Below are 15,440 nucleotides of genomic sequence, written 5' to 3' on the forward strand. Positions count from 1 at the left end.
CTCGACCGCTCACTTCTTCGCCCAATCACGCCGGCCGCACAATGTCGGCCCTATCGAACAAGGAACCCGTAGGTAAGCGGATCGCGCTCGTCCACTAGCCATGTCGCGAAGCCGCAGACAAAAGCGTTGCCTTCGACCTCCGGAATGACGGCCTTGAAATCGCCCACCGTCGTTTCGCTCAGGACACGTCCTTTGAACACCGTGCCGATAATGGACTCGTTCACAAGGGTCTCGTCCTTGCCAAGCTTGCCGCGCAGATAAAGCTGCGCGACCCGGCCGCCGGTCCCGGAACCGGTCGGTGAACGGTCCACCTCGCGGTCTGCAAACACGCAACAGTTGGCTTGCGTCGACTCCGCGTGCCGCGGTGCATTCGCAATGATGGTGCCGTAGATGTGGTTGATCTCGGGGATATAAGGATGCTCGACAGGAAACGCCCTGTTTGCAGCCTCCTTCACTTCGGCACCGAAGCGGATGAGTTCTTCCACCGCCGATTCCCGCACCTCGAGACCGTGCGGCGCTCCGTCGGTGTAAAAGTAGAACGCGCCGCCGAACGCGATATCGCCCGTGACCGAACCGAACGACGGCGTCTGCACGGTCACGTCCTGCTTCCAGATGAACGACGGCACGTTGACGAAGCGAACGTTACCGGCATGCTCGCCGTCCCACTTCACGAATGCTTCGATGAACCCGCAAGGCGCATCGATGCCGATGCGCGTTTCGGGTATCTCACGCTGAACCCAACCCAGTTCGACCGCTGCCGTCGCGAGCGCGATGACGCCGTGGCCGCAATGGTCGCTATAACCTTCGTTGTGAAGGAAGATGATGCCGAAATCGGCGCCGGGGGTGACCGGTTCCGTCAGATACCCGCCGTACATATCGGCATGCCCGCGCGGTTCGAACATCAAAGCCCGGCGGATATCGTCGGCGTTTTCCTTCAGCCACGCGCGCCGCTTGACGACCGTGTCGCCAGGCAGACGCGGCAAACCGCTGGTGACAATGCGGAATGCCTCTCCGCCGGTGTGGACTTCGACAGTCTGGATAGTGCGTGAAATTTTCATGTTTGCTTCGTGAAGTCGGTGGGTCGCCTGCCGTTAGTGACAGTTACTGACCGTAGGGGACCGGCAGGCCGTTCTTGATGGTGTACACGGTGGTCGGGGCGCCCTTCAGGTCGCCGTACTCGTCGAACGAATAGGTGCCCGCAACGCCCTTATAGTTCTCCTTCGCGAGTTGCGCGGTCAGCTTTGCCTTGTCCGTTGTCGTGCCCGCTTTCACCATTGCGTCGGCGAGCAGCTTCACACCGTCGTAATAGCTCACGGCGTAGACCTGGGTATCGATGTTGTACGCGGCCTTGTACTTTTCCAGGAACTCGCGGCCGGCCGCTGTTTTCTCGAGCGCAATACCACCCTGCGCGCAGTAGACGATCGATGCCGCGTCGCCGGCAACCTTGCCCATGTCGGCCGAACAGATGCCGTCGCCGCCGAGCAGTTTCGCTCTGAGCCCGCGCTGACGCATCTGTTTGGCCATCGGCGCGCCTTGCGCCGCGTAGCCGCCAAAGAAGATCACGTCGGGATTTTTGGACTTGATGTTCGTGAGAATGCCGAGGAAGTCGGTGGCCGACGAGCTGGTGAATTCCTGGTCTATGATCTGAATGCCGTTTGCCTTGGCGACTTTCGTGAACTGTTCCGCCACGCCTTGACCATATGCCGTGCGATCGTCGATAACGGCGGCCGTTTTGGCCTTCAACGTCTTCGCGGCGAATTGTCCCATCGTGCCGCCCAGCTGTTCATCGCTCGCGCCAATACGGAAGATGTTCCTGAAGCCCTGTTTGGTCAGCGCCGGGTTGGATGCGACGGGCAGCATCGGCACATTTCCGGTGTTGTAGACGCGCGAGGCGGGAATCGCCACGCCAGAGTTATATGGTCCGACAACGGCGACCACGCCGCTATCGACCAGTTTCTGCGCAACCTGCACGCCGATCTTCGGATCGGCCTGGTCGTCTTCCGAGTCCAGTTTGAACGTGACCTTTTGGCCCGCCACGGTAACGCCCGCCTTGTTCAGCTCGTCGATGGCAAGCCGCGCCCCGTTCTCGTTGTCCTTGCCGTTGGGCGCCTGCGGGCCCGTGAGCGGAGCCGAATGACCGATGGTGACGACGACCTGGGCAGTTGCGGACAGGGTGAAACAGGCGGCCATCAACGCGGCCGCAGTCATTGCAAAACGTCGCATACCGAACTCCGATTGGACTGGGGAGCAAACACCTTATGCTCAATTCGGCTCCAATTCAATCGAACGTCGACAACAGCGGCCGCCCCCGGATAACGTCGCGGGAAACGTCCGGATGCTACCGCGACCATGCGCGTACCGGTTCGTCGCGCGTCAACCCGAAAAGCGTCAGAGCCGCTGCAGTTCGTTCTTCATCCACTCGTGAACGGCATGACTCAACTCTTGCTGTGTCATCTCCCGAGGAGAAAACGGCGGCCCGACCACCACGCGAATATGCCCAGGGCGGTCTGGCCAGCCTTTCGTCGGCCAGACCTTGCCCGCGTTCAGGACTACCGGGACGGCAGGCACGCCGGTCGCGCACGCCAGCCGAACGCCTCCCGAAGTCATCCTCAACGGGGCATCGTGACGCACCCGGGTTCCCTCCGGGAAAATGACGACGACGTCGCCCTTTGCCAGCCGCTCCGCGCTTTCCTTCGTGACAGCCTGGTGAGCCTGCCGGGCGGAACCGCGGTTCAGGCTGACCATATCGAGTCCGCGCAGCACCCAGCCAAAGAACGGAATGCGCAGAAGATCTTCCTTGAACACAAAACTGATTCGGCGTGGAATAAGCGCTAGAAAAGCGAGCGTTTCCCAGGTCGATTCGTGACGGCACAAAATGATCGCCGGTCCGTCAGGAAGGTGTTCAAGCCCGTCTATCGAACATGACACGCCGGGCAGCCAACGCATGACAAAAACCAGCGCACGGCACCATTGTTTCGCAAGCCAGTATCGTCCAGCCCGTCCGACAAAAGGAAAGAGAAGCAGAATGATGATGGAATACAGCGTCCCGCTACCGAGCATGTAGACGATAAACAGCCATTTGGTGAAAGTTGAGCGCATCGGGACCTGGATCAGATTGGTAAGCGGCGCAAGAATATCACCGTAACCCTATGAGACTGCGACGTGAGTGTTATGTTAGGCCGCGAACCCGAAGGCGGCGGCCGGCCAGACTCGCAAACAGCACCCATTGCAAGCGAGGTTCGCGCTGTGATCGGGTTGTCGGTGCATCGTCCTTCACGGTTCTGATCGAATGGCCGGAAGCGCCGGCTGAACCTGAACCACCGAGTCGCTGAACCTCTGAACCGATCATTAATCCGTGCATGCCGGGCAAGCCAACGGCTCGGCCGCCACAGGCTGCTCGCTGCGGCCGAAGCTCGCCAGCGCGGCGAGCCCCAGCAACGCGAGACCGCTGCCGAGCAGAAAGTCGGCCGAAATACCCACATGGTCGACCACCACGCCGCCCACCAGCGACCCCACCGCAATCGCCACCTGAATGATGCTCACGAACAAGGCCGAACCCGCTTCGGGCGAATCCGGCGTAGCACGCTGAATCCAGATGCTGAAGCACAGCGGCAATGCGCCGAACGAAATGCCCCACGCGAGCACCAGCGCCATGACCCCGACCGTCGAATGCTGCAGCAGGGGCAGCGAAACCAGCGCGAACATCAGCAGCGAAACCATGACGGCTACCGAGACTTTCAGGTTGCGCGTCACCGTGGACGAAACGGCGAAGTTCGAGAAGAACCCGATTACGCCGAATCCGAGCAGCAGCCACGTGATCGTCGACATGTCCAGATTCGCATTGCGCAGCAGGAAAGGCGTGATGTACGTGTACGACGAAAAATGCGCGCCGAACACGAGCCCGACCATCAGCATGCTTCGGCGGGGATGCGGGCGGCGCAGCAACGCCACCAGATCGCGCAGGCGCAACGCGGCGTCCGACGGCAAAGACGGCACGAAAAAAAACTGCGCGACCAGCGCGATAGCGACCAGCACGCCAGTCGCCATGAACGACAGGCGCCACGATGCGAAGCTGGCGATGAACGTGCCGAGCGGCACGCCGATCACCGTGGCGCACGTCACGCCGGTGAGGATGGTTGCCATCGCGCGCGCCGAATCTCTCGGCTTGACGAGCCGCACCGACGCCGCCGTAGCCAGCGTCCAGAAGCCGCCCAATGCAGCGCCAAGCAGCGCGCGCCCGAGCAGCATAACCAGAAAATTCGGCGCAAAGGCCGAAATCAGATTCGAAGCCAGCAGCAAAGCCGTGAGTAAAAGAAATACCCGCCGCCGATCCATACGCCCCGCCACCAGCATCAGACCCGGCGCGGAAATGGCCGCAATCACGCCGGGCACGGTGACCATCAATCCGGCCGTGCCGGGCAACACGCCGAGATCCGCGGCGACTCGCGGCAGGAGTCCGACCGGCAAAAACTCCGTCGTCACGAAAGCGAAAGCGCCGATGGCGACCGCGAAAACAGCGAGCCATGACCGCAGGGACGACGGCGTGCCGTCGTCCAGCGAGGCATTGCTCGCCGCGAGATTATCTTCGATCAACATAGTATTGTTTGCGAGTTTCTAAACAACAGATGGAATTGGAGCGGCCGCACTGCGCTAATCCATTGGCAAACCGCGAGGCACGATTAAAAAAGCAGGCCATATTGGCCTGCTTGCCGGCAGCGACGCGAGTGCGGTCTGGAAATTAGCGAGTGAAAACCCGAATGGACTACACCATAACATCGTAATAGATCGTCCGCTGACGAGTCCGAAAAATTGCGGTCGGGGGTAGGGTTATCGATGCGGATCGCGCGCGTGCAGCCCTGCGTGAGAATGACGCGGCAAGGCACAGGCAAGTGCAGGAGTCAGTTGGGCACGGCGTTTGCTAAAGCCCACCTCAGCGTTCAACGCACTGGCAACCGCTTATCGAAAACGAGGACATCGCCCATGCTTACCACCCGCCCCTATACCGCCACTTGCGTGATCGACGGCATGCCGGTCACCGTCACCTTCTATCCGGACAACGGCGTGTTGCGCATTGCGGATCCGTTGGGGACGTGTATCCGGGAAACGCGCTGGCACGACTCGTGGCGCGCATTGCTGGACGAATTCCGTGGTTTCACTGAACGCACGTCAGTGCAAGGACGCGATTTCGACGCGATGATGGGGCATCTCGGCGAACACGCCGATCATTCACAGCACGGCATGGCGCTGGCATGAGTCAGGCATAAGGAAGGCGCGGCGGAAAGTCAGCGGAAGTGAAGGGAATGCAGCGCCTGCATTGCGCGCCGCACTCCCAAAGATAGATCTGTCACTGACCGAAATAAATCCTGCATAACGGGCCGGCAGAAGTGCATGGCTGGTTTTGCCGGCCTCCCGCGTCCGACTGCCCTGCTGCCACGCCTCCATATGACACGCTCCGTACCGGCTGGGCGCCGGGCGTCATGCCCTGTCCCGATTCGCTGAACGGCATATCGGTCGTGGCCTGCGCCGATTCGTTCGCGTTCTGTTGCATCATCATGTGGCCCGACACACCGGCGCCCTGCTGGCCCTGGATCTCCTGCGCGCTCACCGTTCGCGGAGCGAGAAAGAGCACGGCGCTGGCCACCGCCATCAATAATCGTAGTTTCATGTCCAGACTCCTTGAATCCGGCGCAGCAGTTCTCGTCCTCCAAACAATTGATCCGCGAAAAAACGCCAGGCTGCGCGATGGGCTGACGGACGAGTCGATGTCGATGCGAACTGCTGCGGCGATTCATCGAACTAAACGGCAAAAGACTTGCCATACCTGCAACCGATGTCGGACGCGTGCTCGCGACTGGCCGGAATCAGTCGCCACAGGCTGGCGGTGCGGATTTTGGCTCCGCTGTTTCTTTATAGCTCGGCCACTCAGGAATTCAATCGCTGAACACCCGGCCCGGTTTACCACGGCCGGCAAGTTCGAAAGACGGCATTTGAAACAAAATCAACCGAACCGGCGCGTGCTTTGGCCACACAGTGCGTTATGATGCTGGCATAACGTAAATAATCGGCCCCGCGCGAGGCACCGGCGAGAGACGGAGCGTGGAGATGAAACCGGCCATCCGCAATCAATGCATCGTCAATACGGTTTTTTCCCTTGTCGGCATGAGGCTTATCCGGTCTTGTCTGCCGCGCGGCGGAGCGCTTGAATATTCATTGATTGATAACCTGGTTTGATAGGCGGCCGGATCGGCCATATGCTGCGCCGCGATATAGGAACGACGTTTTCTGACGCTGCCTTTGGAATTTCCTTCAATCGATAACCACACCGCGGGCCGTCCCCATTTGCATGGGCTCGATGCTCACGCGGTTTTCCCTTGCAATCTGTAATTGACAGAACGCTGGACGTTTTAGAAGGACGAATATCTTATGGACGAAAGGAAGCGAGATAGCATGATTGCGTATCTCCGCCACCGCATGGAAGAGTTTGGTATCAAACCAGAAGACCTTGCCGCAGTGCTGGCGTCCGAGCCGGCAGCGCAAAAGGCTGAACGCTACCGTAGCGCAACTGGAGATAGCTGGGATGGCCAGGGTGAGATGCCCCAATGGCTGAAACAGGCAATCAGCGCAGGCCAGTCTATCGATCACTTTGAGTTGTCGGCCGCACCGGCGCCGGCGCCCGCCCCGCAGCAGAAGAAACGTGTGGACTGGCAAAACGACCCGTTCGCAGGCAGTCCGCTCGCACGCTCGAACAACCGCTAGACCGCCGCACTATTGCGGCTCATGCAAGTGCGGACTGCGATCATGCGTCGCACGTCGTGGCGCGGTGCGGCGAAGCAATGGCTGCGGAGACCACGGCCGCGCTTGCCGTGGTGCTTGCCGGCGTGGCGTATTGCGGTAGTTCGATAAACGCGCTGACCTGCCGCACGATCTGCCAGAACACCTTATCGAACAGGCGTGCGCGCTCCGGCTCGGCCATGTGCCCCGCGAGCGGATCGGCAAAGCTCCAGACGCACGACGGTGGTTCGCCCGGAAACGCGGGCGCATGCCGTGCGTCGACGGATTCGTCCAGTGCGATCACGAGGTCCATGCGCGGTGCCCATTCGCCGGTAAATTCCAGCCAGCTTTTCGGGCTCAGTACGCCAAGATCCGAAATGCCGGGCCGCAATTGCGCGACGGCAAATGGATGAACCCGCGCGGCCGGCTCCGGCCCCGCGCTGAACGCGTCAAACCGGTGTCCCGCCAGTTCCCGCAATAAAGCTTCAGCAATGATGCTGCGTGCTGAATTCTCGCGGCAGAGAAACAGCACCTTATATTTTCTGGTCACGCTTACCCCGTACACGTGTTTTTATGCTTCTGTGTGCCATTCTGCCGGCTCAGTCTTGCGCCCTCGTGACACTACGATGATCAAATTTGTTGCGCCACGAGAATTTGTACCAGGGTTTCTCGCTCGCAAACGCGGTACGTTGGTGCGCCTGGCCGTACGCCTGGTCGTGCATTCACGCTCGCCCCGAAGTGTATCAGCGCAAGCGCAAAGCTTTCATTAAGCCTTCACAAGAGAGAGATTCGGCCAGGGACGGCGCTTCAGTTTCAGCTTCAGACAGAGGCTTCGGTCTCGCGTTGACCTGACACGATCCGGTTGGCCGCATCGCTTCTATCGGCCGCCGCCGCTGGGGGCGTATCGAACAGCATCGCCGCGGGCGGTGTGCTGATCGCCTTGACGCCATTGGCAATGCCGGGTGCCGCGACGTAGGGAATAAACGCCGCCACCGCAACGACTACGATGAAAGTGAACATGGCCGTCGAGCCTCCAGGAATCGATTGCGTGGAAGTCGAGCGAAGCGGTTCGCGCGGCATTGAGCAGGCGTCGCTCGTGCTTGCCGTGTTCGAACGACGCTTGTCACGGCCATGTGTTTGATTCTAGAAGCGTAGATTCCGGCGCTAAAGTCCGCTCTCTATATCAATTCGGTCTACGTCTATGGTCTACCGGCCAGGGCGCCATTCCTCACACGGCTGCAGATTCCGTGATCGCGCATCCGGTCTGTAGCACGACGATCGCCGCCGACTCGCGAGTCGCCTCTCCTGCGGGCCGATGTGAATCGCCGGCCAATCAGCGTGTGATACGTCAAAACCGCAATCCGTTGAGAAACTGAAACCACAGACCTTCGAGCGCGCCGGCCGGATGAGTCGCGGCTGCGGGTTCCGCACGCTTCTCCTGCTTCTCCGGATTGGCGCGTCTGGCCGGCACGTCCTGCACGGCGGCGTCCTGTTTCACTGAAGATGCTTCGGACCCGGCCGAAGCATCTGGAACACCGGAAGCATCGTGAGCATCGGAAGCATCGTGAGCATTCGCTGCGTCGGCTTCCGCCTTCGCGGCTTCACGCCGCGCGGCCTGCAACGCCGACACGCTATCGGCGATCTGCGCGGCTCGCCGCACATCGCATCGACGCCCAAGCAGCACCCCGAACAGCACATCGCGGTTGTAGCCGTCGTCAGCGAAACGCATGGCGAGCGAGACCATCTCCGCATACGCGGCCTCGTCAGTGGCACGCGCGGCCGCTTCGCGCTCGGCTTGCGCCTGCTGCCGGCGCGCATGCTGCGCCTCCCAGCCGCGCATCTGCTCGGCATAGACCGAGTCGTACACCTTGCGCTGCACGGCGTCGGAGAGAATCGCGTACGCGTCCTTGATTTCCTGGAAGGTGGCGCGCGCAACTTCCTCGGCGCCGCCATTGCGGTCGGGATGCCACTTCATCGCGGCCTTCCGGTAGGCGCGCTTGATCTCTTCTTCCGTGGCGTGCGTGGGCACGCCGAGGGTGTCATAAAGGGTTGCCATTGCGTGCTCGACCTCGCCGTGATTCGCTTCGCGGACCATCGTAGCATGCAAAAAACGGCTTTATCGTGAAGCGGCCCGCGCCTGCGACGCTCGCTCGCCGGACAAAAAAATGGCCTCGCCGCTAGCGTGGCGAGGCCCAATCCCATGTCAAGGAGATGTCATGGAGGAGACGATTCGATCATAGCCGCCGGTTATCGCGCCCCCAAACAATGCTTCGCCATATGCTTATCCGGCGCGGTCTCAAGTGCATTGCAGCCCATGCGACTCGGCGCCGCCGGTCGCCAACACCCTGCACGGTTATATCGTTAGAACAAAAAGTCGCTTCGTGCCGCGCCCGGCGCTCATTAAGATGACACTTCAAAGTCCGGTTCGCCCCGGTCCGCTGCGCGCAGCCCCGCGCCGGCGCATCGTGAGCCGCTACCGAAGGAGCATTTCGTTGACCAGTTTCGATCATCCTCGCCGGCCGCTCGTCGTCGGCATTGGCGGCACGACACGCGCCGCTTCGTCGACCGAACGCGCGCTCGGCTTCGCGCTGCGCGGCGCGCAAGCGGCGGGCGCGAACACCCGCCTGTTCGGCGGCACCTTCCTGCATAGCCTGCCTCACTATGCCCCGGAACAGCCGCAGCGCACGGATGAGCAACTCGAACTGATCGAGGCCGTGCGCCATGCGGACGCCCTGATCATCGCCACGCCCGGCTATCACGGCGGCGTATCCGGTCTCGTCAAGAACGCGCTCGACACGCTCGAGGAACTGCGCGCCGACGAGCGCCCGTATCTGGACGGCCGCGCGGTCGGCTGTATCGTCACCGCCTATGGCTGGCAGGCCGCCGGCTCGGTGCTGACCTCGTTGCGCTCGATCGTTCACGCGCTGCGCGGCTGGCCCACGCCTTTCGGTGCCGGAATCAACACGCTGGAAACGCGCTTCGATACCGTCGACACCTGTTCCGACGCGAAGGTGGTCGATCAGCTCGCCACGGTCGGCCAGCAAGCCGCGCAATTCGCGCTGGCGTTCAACGCGCATCGCACGCCGGACGCGGCGCCGCTCGGCAGCGCGCTCAAGGACTCGCCGTCCGCTCGCCTGCTGCACGCGGTTTAACTCCCCTCTCTCCATACGTCTTACGCCACCGTGGACCCGCCTGGGCGGCCCACGGTGGTGTCGTTCGTGCAAACCGTGCGGCACATAACAGACCCGTGATTCACATCGCCGGATAGTGTGCTCGAACACAGCGCATATGACCCGATCGGGGCTTCTGTACACCTGCCCGCTGATTTGCTTTCGACGAATGATTGGTTCACCCGCTGCGCAGCGCGGCCTACGCTTGACCCTGCCCGCTGATTTACCGGCCGCGTGACGCTACGGATTGCGTCTGACGTGCCGGCCTTTTGCACCGCACGCGGGAACACTGACTGCCAAAAATCATGAACGCACATATTCGCTACAAGGGTTACGAAGTTGCACCGGCCGCACAACAGTTGCCCAACGGCCTGTTCGCCGCCAACCTGACCATCGAGAAAACTTCCGCGAACCACGGCCAGGCTTATTCATTCGACGCGCTCGATTACTTCTTCGACGAAGAGCACGCGCTGGCTTATGCATTCCGCTGGGGACGCATGTGGATCGATAACCATCAGTAACCGGCAGTAAGCGTCATACGCTTGAATCGCGCCATTCGCGCCATTCGCGCCAGCGCGCGGCGCCGCTGGACTTGTGCAGCCCGGCATCGGAATTTGAACGGTTGTGCCAGAATAGGCGACACATCGAGTTCGCCCTCTGTACGCTGCCATGTCCGACACACTGACAGATGTTGCCGAAGACCGCACCCTGCGCCACTGGACATTCCGCGGCCCCGCCCGCGTGAAGATCGGTTCCGAGGCGCACAAGCAGATGTTTTGCCGCATGCTGCTTGAAACCCACAACCCCTATAAACCGGCCGTGATCGAATGGCCGGCGTTGCCGCCAGATGCACTCGAACGGCTGTGTTCGCTGCCCATCTGGGACATCGCCGTGCAGACCGAAGGCCGCGCGTCGATCGCCGTGCATACCTATGCCGCGCAATTGAGCGATCCTCTGTTGCGAGAAGCCATCACCATGGACGGTGACGAAGAAGCGCGTCACAAGCACGTGCTCTCCAAACTGATCGCCGCATACGGTATCGAGATCGCGCCCGAGCCGGACTATCCCGCGCCACGCGACGCCGAATGGGAATGGATGCGCACGGGCTATAGCGAGTGCATCGACAGTTTCTTTGCGTTCGGGCTATTCCGCTCCGCGCAGCAGTCGGGCTTTTTCCCCGAGGCGCTGGTCGAGACTTTCGAGCCGGTGATTCAGGAAGAAGCGCGCCACATTCTGTTTTTCATCAACTGGGTCGCGTGGTATCGCCGCACCATGCCGATCTGGCGCAGACCGTGGCATGCGCTGCGCGTCGCCGCGATCTGGGTGGTGCTGGTCTGGCAGCGCCTCGCGATCGCGAAAGGGATCGACACCGAAGGCGTCGCGCACGATTCGAACTTTTTGCCCGCTAGCAGTGGTGTAATCAGTGAAGCCATGAATACGCGCGACCTGTTCGCACTGTGCCTCGCGGAAAACGAGCGGCGTATGAGCGGCTACGATGCAAGACTGTTGCGTCCCAGGCTGGTGCCTGCGCTGGCACGTTTCGCACTACGCTTCATGAAACCCTCGCGCCGGAAAACGACACCAGAAAAAGGAGACGCCGGCCATGACATGGACCGTCGATGAACAGCTCGCGTTGACGGCCACACAAGCCGTCGCCGCGATCCAGTCGGGCCGCCTGAGCGCCGCCGACTATGTGGCCACCCTGCTCGCGCGCGCGGCGGCGCTCGCTAGCCTCAATGCGCTCACCACGCTCGACCTCGACGGTGCGCTCGCCGCCGCGCGGCGTATCGACGCCTTGCCCGCTGCCGAGAAGGCACGCTTGCCGCTCGCCGGCCTCGCCGTGGTCGTGAAGGACAACATCAACACGGCCGGCTTGCAAACCTCAGCCGGCACACCGGCGCTCGAAGGCTTCGTGCCCGACACCAATGCGCCCTCCGTGCAGCGGCTCATCGACGCCGGCGCGATCGTGCTCGGCAAGGCCAATATGCACGAACTGGCATTCGGCATTACGAGTACGAACTTCGCCACGCACGCCGGACCGGTACGCAATCCCTACGATCCCACTCTGATTCCAGGCGGCTCGTCGGGCGGCACGGCGGCGGCAATTGCCGCGCGCATCGCGCCGGCGGGTCTGGGCACCGACACCGGCGGCTCGACCCGCATTCCTGCCGCATTGACTGGCACCGCGGGGTTTCGTCCGTCGGTCGGCAATGGCGGCGCCGAGCGGCGCTATCACGATCCGGGCGCCGTGGTGCCGATCAGCCATACGCGCGACACGGTCGGGCCGATGGCGCGCACCGTCGCCGATATTGCGCTGCTCGACGGCGTGATTACCGGCGCCGGCGCGTTGCCCGCCATCACCTTGCGTGGTTTGCGCATCGGCTTGCCCGCGCCGCTGTGGGAAGGACTCGAACGGCAGGTAGCGGACGTAACGAAGGCCGCATTGAAGACGCTCGAAGCGGCGGGTGTCGTGCTCGTACCGGTGGCGATGAACGAACTGGACGAGCTGAACGGCATGGTGGGCGGCCCGATCGCGATCCACGAGGCACGCGACGACGTACTCGCCTGGCTCGTCGCCAACGACGCGCCGGTCAAAACTGTCGTCGAGATGGCGGCCCGTATCGCCAGCCCGGACGTACGCGCGATCTACGACGGCGTACTCGACGATATCCTCGGCGAGCGCTACGAAGCGGCGCTGAATTATTGGCGGCCGCGCTTGCAGCGGTACATGGCCGCCACGTTCGCCGACGAGCGCCTCGACGCGCTGCTGTTTCCAACCACGCGCCTTGCCGCCGTGCCGATCGACGACGTGAACGGCTCGTCGACGGTCTCCATCGACGGTTCGGAGCCGATCGACACAATGGACGCGTTCCTGCGCAACACCGATCCGGCCAGCACCTCGGGCATTCCGGGGCTCTCGCTGCCGGCGGGCATGACGGCAAGCGGCCTGCCGGTCGGACTGGAACTGGACGGCCCGCTCGGCGAAGACCGGCGCCTTCTTGCAATCGGCGTTGCCTTCGAGCAGCTCCTCGGCGCGCTGCCCGCACCCTCGATCTGATACCGGCCAGCCTTCATAACTCCGTTGAAAAACCCAACCCAGCCGCCGATGAAAACACCAATGCCCGCTTACCCGCAGCGGGCCCTCCTGCGTCGCGGCGCGCGAATCGCGGTGACGTTAGCCATCGCGTTGGCCGCCGGTGCGTGCGCGCGCCTCGCCACGGTCGACTCGAATGCGCTGTGGAAAATCGTCGACCTGCGCTGTGTGCCGTCGCAACAGGCCACCGGCACGCCGGGCCAATGCACGACCGTCGACCTCGATAAACGCTACGCTATCCTGAAGGATATCGTCGGACGGTCGCAGCATCTGCTGATTCCGACCGATCGCATCACCGGAATCGAAAGCCCGCTCGTGCTCGCACCGCATGCGCAGGGTTACTGGGTCGATGCCTGGAACGCGCGGACCTACGTCGAGAAATCGGTCAAGCGTACGCTGCCGGACAATCAACTCGGCCTGGAGATCAACTCGCAGTACCGCCGCTCGCAAAACCAGTTGCATATCCATATCGATTGCATGCGCGGCGATATCAGTGAAGCACTCGCGCAGCACGCGAAAGACACACCCGGCAAATGGCGTTGGGCTACGCTCGACGGCAACCGTTACCGCATCATGCGGGTGACCGCGCTCACCCAGGCGGACAATCCGTTTCGCATCGTCGCGCAGGACAATCGGGGCGAAGGGACAATGGCCACGCAAACTATTCTTGTCACGGGCGCGGGACCGTCAGCGGAACAGGACGGCTGGCTGGTCGTGAACAGCGGGATCGACGTTGACAACGGCAGCGGCTCGGCAGAAGGCCTGCTCGATCACGCCTGCCGCGTGGCGGATACACATTGAGCACAATGAACGCCTGACCGCCGAGGCCAGCCGCCGCGCTTCGGCGCAAGCTGGCCCGGCTATGCACGTTTTGGCAGATGCATTACTGAACAAATTGGTTCTGGCAAGACGCGTGGGTCCGTAGTATCGGTCTGAACCTGCATTCCGACCGATCCCGTTCATGGCGATTTACCTCGACGACACGCAACGCAACGCACTCTCCCGCCTGGCCGCAAGCTGGACATGGCGCACGCAGTGGCCAACCTGGGCACTAATAGCGGCGATCTACGGTGGATGGTTCAGCGTGGCGATGCATGCGCGCGGCTTGGGTTTACCCGTCACTATGCTTCTGCTGGCTTTGCTCGGGACGTGGTACATGTCGCTGCAACATGAACTGCTGCACGGTCATCCTACGCATTCGCCGTTCATCAACGCGCTGCTCGGTTTCGCGCCGCTCGCCGTGTGCTTTCCGTACGGCGTCTATCGCGATTCGCATCTTCAGCATCACGACGATCCGCATCTCACGCATCCCGAGCGCGACCCGGAGAGTTACTTCGTCAGCGAGTTCGCGTGGCGACGCGCGGGCTGGGCGATTCGCGCGCTGCTGATCTTCCGCAATACGTTTGTGGGCCGCCTGCTGGTCGGGCCGGCGTTCGCGATTGCCGCGACCGGAGTGGATGCACTGCGTCGAATCAAAGACGGTAATTGGCGCGATGTCCCGGTGTGGCTTGCGCACTTTGCCGCACTCGCCGCGCTTACGGCCTGGTTGCAACAGGTTTGCGCAATCCCGGCGTGGGTTTTTATTGTCGGGGTGGGTTATGGTTCGCTGTCGCTGGGTTCGGTCCGCTCGTTTCAGGAGCATCGCGCGGCGCAGGCGCACGAGCAACGCAGCGTCATCAATGAAGCGGCGTGGTTCTGGCGCCTGCTGTTTCTGAACAACAACTATCACCTCGTTCATCACGACTTGCCTCATGTCCCCTGGTTTGCACTACGGAAGGTTTATGTAACCTCGCGCCAGCAATACATCAAGCGCTCCGGAGGCTTTCTGGTAAAGGGTTACGGTGAATGGTTCAGGCGCTATGGAATCGCTGTTGTTGCCCATCCGGCGGCCGATGCTGGCTCCGGCCAGTTCCCGGAAAGTCCGCCTGCTTCCGTCGGTTTTGCAGGTAAATTGCAGGTAAATTTCATGGTAGTTGTCCGTGACGAAGCTCGCCATGAAGCTCACCTATCCGCTCCTGCTGAACGCGAAACCGCAATCGAAGCCTTATAGGCTCACCGACCGCGATTCGATGTATTTATTCGTATCGATCAAGGGTACGAAGACGTGGAAATTCGACTACCGACTTGACGGCAAGACCTGTGCGTACACTCTCGGGCGCTTCCCAGGCTTATCGCTTCATGACGCACGAGAACTGCGAAGCAATGCCGCCAGGCTAGTGAGGTCGGAGTCCACCCGAGGGCGCATGAAAAACAACTCCAGCAACAGACCATCGTCCACCACAAGAACACGCTTTGGCCTATCTGTGAGGAATGGCTGAATGACAACCGCGCAAAGTGGACAGCCTGCTATCACGGTCAAGCCACGCGGTTCGTTACACGCTACGTGATTTTCCACCTTGGCACAC

18 protein-coding genes are annotated in these 15,440 nt (G+C 61.8%); 10 read left to right on the forward strand and 8 right to left on the reverse strand.

Features of this window, described 5'->3' with window-relative positions; translation table 11 throughout:
* Positions 1–50: 50 nt before the first annotated feature.
* From lhpH to NE850_RS03075, 4 genes are all read right to left on the reverse strand, one after another.
* Positions 51–1,058 carry a trans-3-hydroxy-L-proline dehydratase gene (gene lhpH, locus NE850_RS03060; RefSeq protein ID WP_007177657.1) on the reverse strand — a complete coding sequence of 336 codons (1,008 nt, stop codon included), beginning with the start codon at positions 1,056–1,058 and terminating at the stop codon, positions 51–53.
* Between the two features lie 43 nt (positions 1,059–1,101).
* Positions 1,102–2,223 (reverse strand): branched-chain amino acid ABC transporter substrate-binding protein, encoded by a 1,122-nt coding sequence (locus tag NE850_RS03065; protein ID WP_007177658.1) that lies wholly within the window; start codon positions 2,221–2,223, stop codon positions 1,102–1,104.
* A 165-nt stretch (positions 2,224–2,388) separates the two neighbouring features.
* Entirely contained in the window at positions 2,389–3,099 is a 711-nt protein-coding gene (locus tag NE850_RS03070) for a 1-acyl-sn-glycerol-3-phosphate acyltransferase (protein ID WP_007177659.1), read from the reverse strand.
* A gap of 249 nt (positions 3,100–3,348) precedes the next feature.
* On the reverse strand, positions 3,349–4,596 hold the full coding sequence (locus NE850_RS03075) for an MFS transporter (RefSeq protein WP_007177660.1): 1,248 nt from the start codon (positions 4,594–4,596) through the stop codon (positions 3,349–3,351).
* Positions 4,597–4,980: 384 nt separating this feature from the next.
* Between NE850_RS03075 and NE850_RS03080 the strand changes: the two genes are divergently transcribed.
* On the forward strand, positions 4,981–5,253 hold the full coding sequence (locus NE850_RS03080; RefSeq protein ID WP_165188618.1) for a hypothetical protein: 273 nt from the start codon (positions 4,981–4,983) through the stop codon (positions 5,251–5,253).
* 91 nt (positions 5,254–5,344) lie between these two features.
* Here the strand turns inward: NE850_RS03080 and NE850_RS03085 are convergent, their stop codons facing one another.
* Positions 5,345–5,665, reverse strand: a complete 321-nt coding sequence (locus NE850_RS03085; protein WP_007177662.1) for a hypothetical protein — start codon at positions 5,663–5,665, stop codon at positions 5,345–5,347.
* 437 nt (positions 5,666–6,102) lie between these two features.
* Here NE850_RS03085 and NE850_RS03090 point away from each other — a divergent pair, with 437 nt between their 5' ends.
* Together NE850_RS03090 and NE850_RS03095 are read left to right on the forward strand one after the other, a co-directional pair.
* The gene (locus tag NE850_RS03090) at positions 6,103–6,231 is read left to right on the forward strand and encodes a hypothetical protein (protein ID WP_269739957.1); all 129 of its coding nucleotides are present in this window, start codon (positions 6,103–6,105) and stop codon (positions 6,229–6,231) included.
* Positions 6,232–6,423: 192 nt separating this feature from the next.
* On the forward strand, positions 6,424–6,756 hold the full coding sequence (locus NE850_RS03095; RefSeq protein ID WP_007177663.1) for an H-NS family nucleoid-associated regulatory protein: 333 nt from the start codon (positions 6,424–6,426) through the stop codon (positions 6,754–6,756).
* A 40-nt stretch (positions 6,757–6,796) separates the two neighbouring features.
* Here NE850_RS03095 and NE850_RS03100 read toward each other — a convergent pair whose 3' ends face one another.
* From NE850_RS03100 to NE850_RS03110, 3 genes are all read right to left on the reverse strand, one after another.
* The gene (locus NE850_RS03100; protein ID WP_035516705.1) at positions 6,797–7,321 is read right to left on the reverse strand and encodes a low molecular weight phosphatase family protein; all 525 of its coding nucleotides are present in this window, start codon (positions 7,319–7,321) and stop codon (positions 6,797–6,799) included.
* Between the two features lie 269 nt (positions 7,322–7,590).
* A complete protein-coding gene (locus NE850_RS03105; protein WP_007177666.1) occupies positions 7,591–7,791 on the reverse strand; it encodes a hypothetical protein in 201 nt (66 codons plus the stop codon).
* A 328-nt stretch (positions 7,792–8,119) separates the two neighbouring features.
* Positions 8,120–8,827 (reverse strand): J domain-containing protein, encoded by a 708-nt coding sequence (locus NE850_RS03110; RefSeq protein ID WP_310698433.1) that lies wholly within the window; start codon positions 8,825–8,827, stop codon positions 8,120–8,122.
* A 436-nt stretch (positions 8,828–9,263) separates the two neighbouring features.
* Here NE850_RS03110 and NE850_RS03115 point away from each other — a divergent pair, with 436 nt between their 5' ends.
* The 7 genes from NE850_RS03115 (at position 9,264) to NE850_RS39395 (ending at position 15,353) form a co-directional block, all read left to right on the forward strand.
* Positions 9,264–9,923: an NADPH-dependent FMN reductase gene (locus NE850_RS03115; protein WP_007177668.1), complete on the forward strand. Its 660-nt coding sequence runs from the start codon at positions 9,264–9,266 to the stop codon at positions 9,921–9,923.
* Positions 9,924–10,246: 323 nt separating this feature from the next.
* Positions 10,247–10,462, forward strand: a complete 216-nt coding sequence (locus tag NE850_RS03120; RefSeq protein ID WP_007177669.1) for a hypothetical protein — start codon at positions 10,247–10,249, stop codon at positions 10,460–10,462.
* 148 nt (positions 10,463–10,610) lie between these two features.
* Entirely contained in the window at positions 10,611–11,564 is a 954-nt protein-coding gene (locus NE850_RS03125; RefSeq protein WP_007177670.1) for a hypothetical protein, read from the forward strand.
* On the forward strand, positions 11,545–12,999 hold the full coding sequence (gene iaaH / locus NE850_RS03130) for an indoleacetamide hydrolase (RefSeq protein WP_165188624.1): 1,455 nt from the start codon (positions 11,545–11,547) through the stop codon (positions 12,997–12,999). Before NE850_RS03125 ends, iaaH begins: the two co-directional genes overlap by 20 nt.
* Before the next feature lie 48 nt (positions 13,000–13,047).
* Positions 13,048–13,836 (forward strand): CDP-diacylglycerol diphosphatase, encoded by a 789-nt coding sequence (locus tag NE850_RS03135; RefSeq protein WP_035516707.1) that lies wholly within the window; start codon positions 13,048–13,050, stop codon positions 13,834–13,836.
* Positions 13,837–13,996: 160 nt separating this feature from the next.
* A complete protein-coding gene (locus NE850_RS03140; RefSeq protein WP_007177673.1) occupies positions 13,997–15,085 on the forward strand; it encodes a fatty acid desaturase in 1,089 nt (362 codons plus the stop codon).
* Positions 15,086–15,104: 19 nt separating this feature from the next.
* Entirely contained in the window at positions 15,105–15,353 is a 249-nt protein-coding gene (locus NE850_RS39395; RefSeq protein WP_405044795.1) for an Arm DNA-binding domain-containing protein, read from the forward strand.
* The last annotated feature ends 87 nt before the right edge of the window (positions 15,354–15,440 follow it).

The sequence above is a fragment of the Paraburkholderia sp. USG1 genome (genome assembly GCF_031570135.1).
GTDB lineage: Bacteria > Pseudomonadota > Gammaproteobacteria > Burkholderiales > Burkholderiaceae > Paraburkholderia > Paraburkholderia dioscoreae.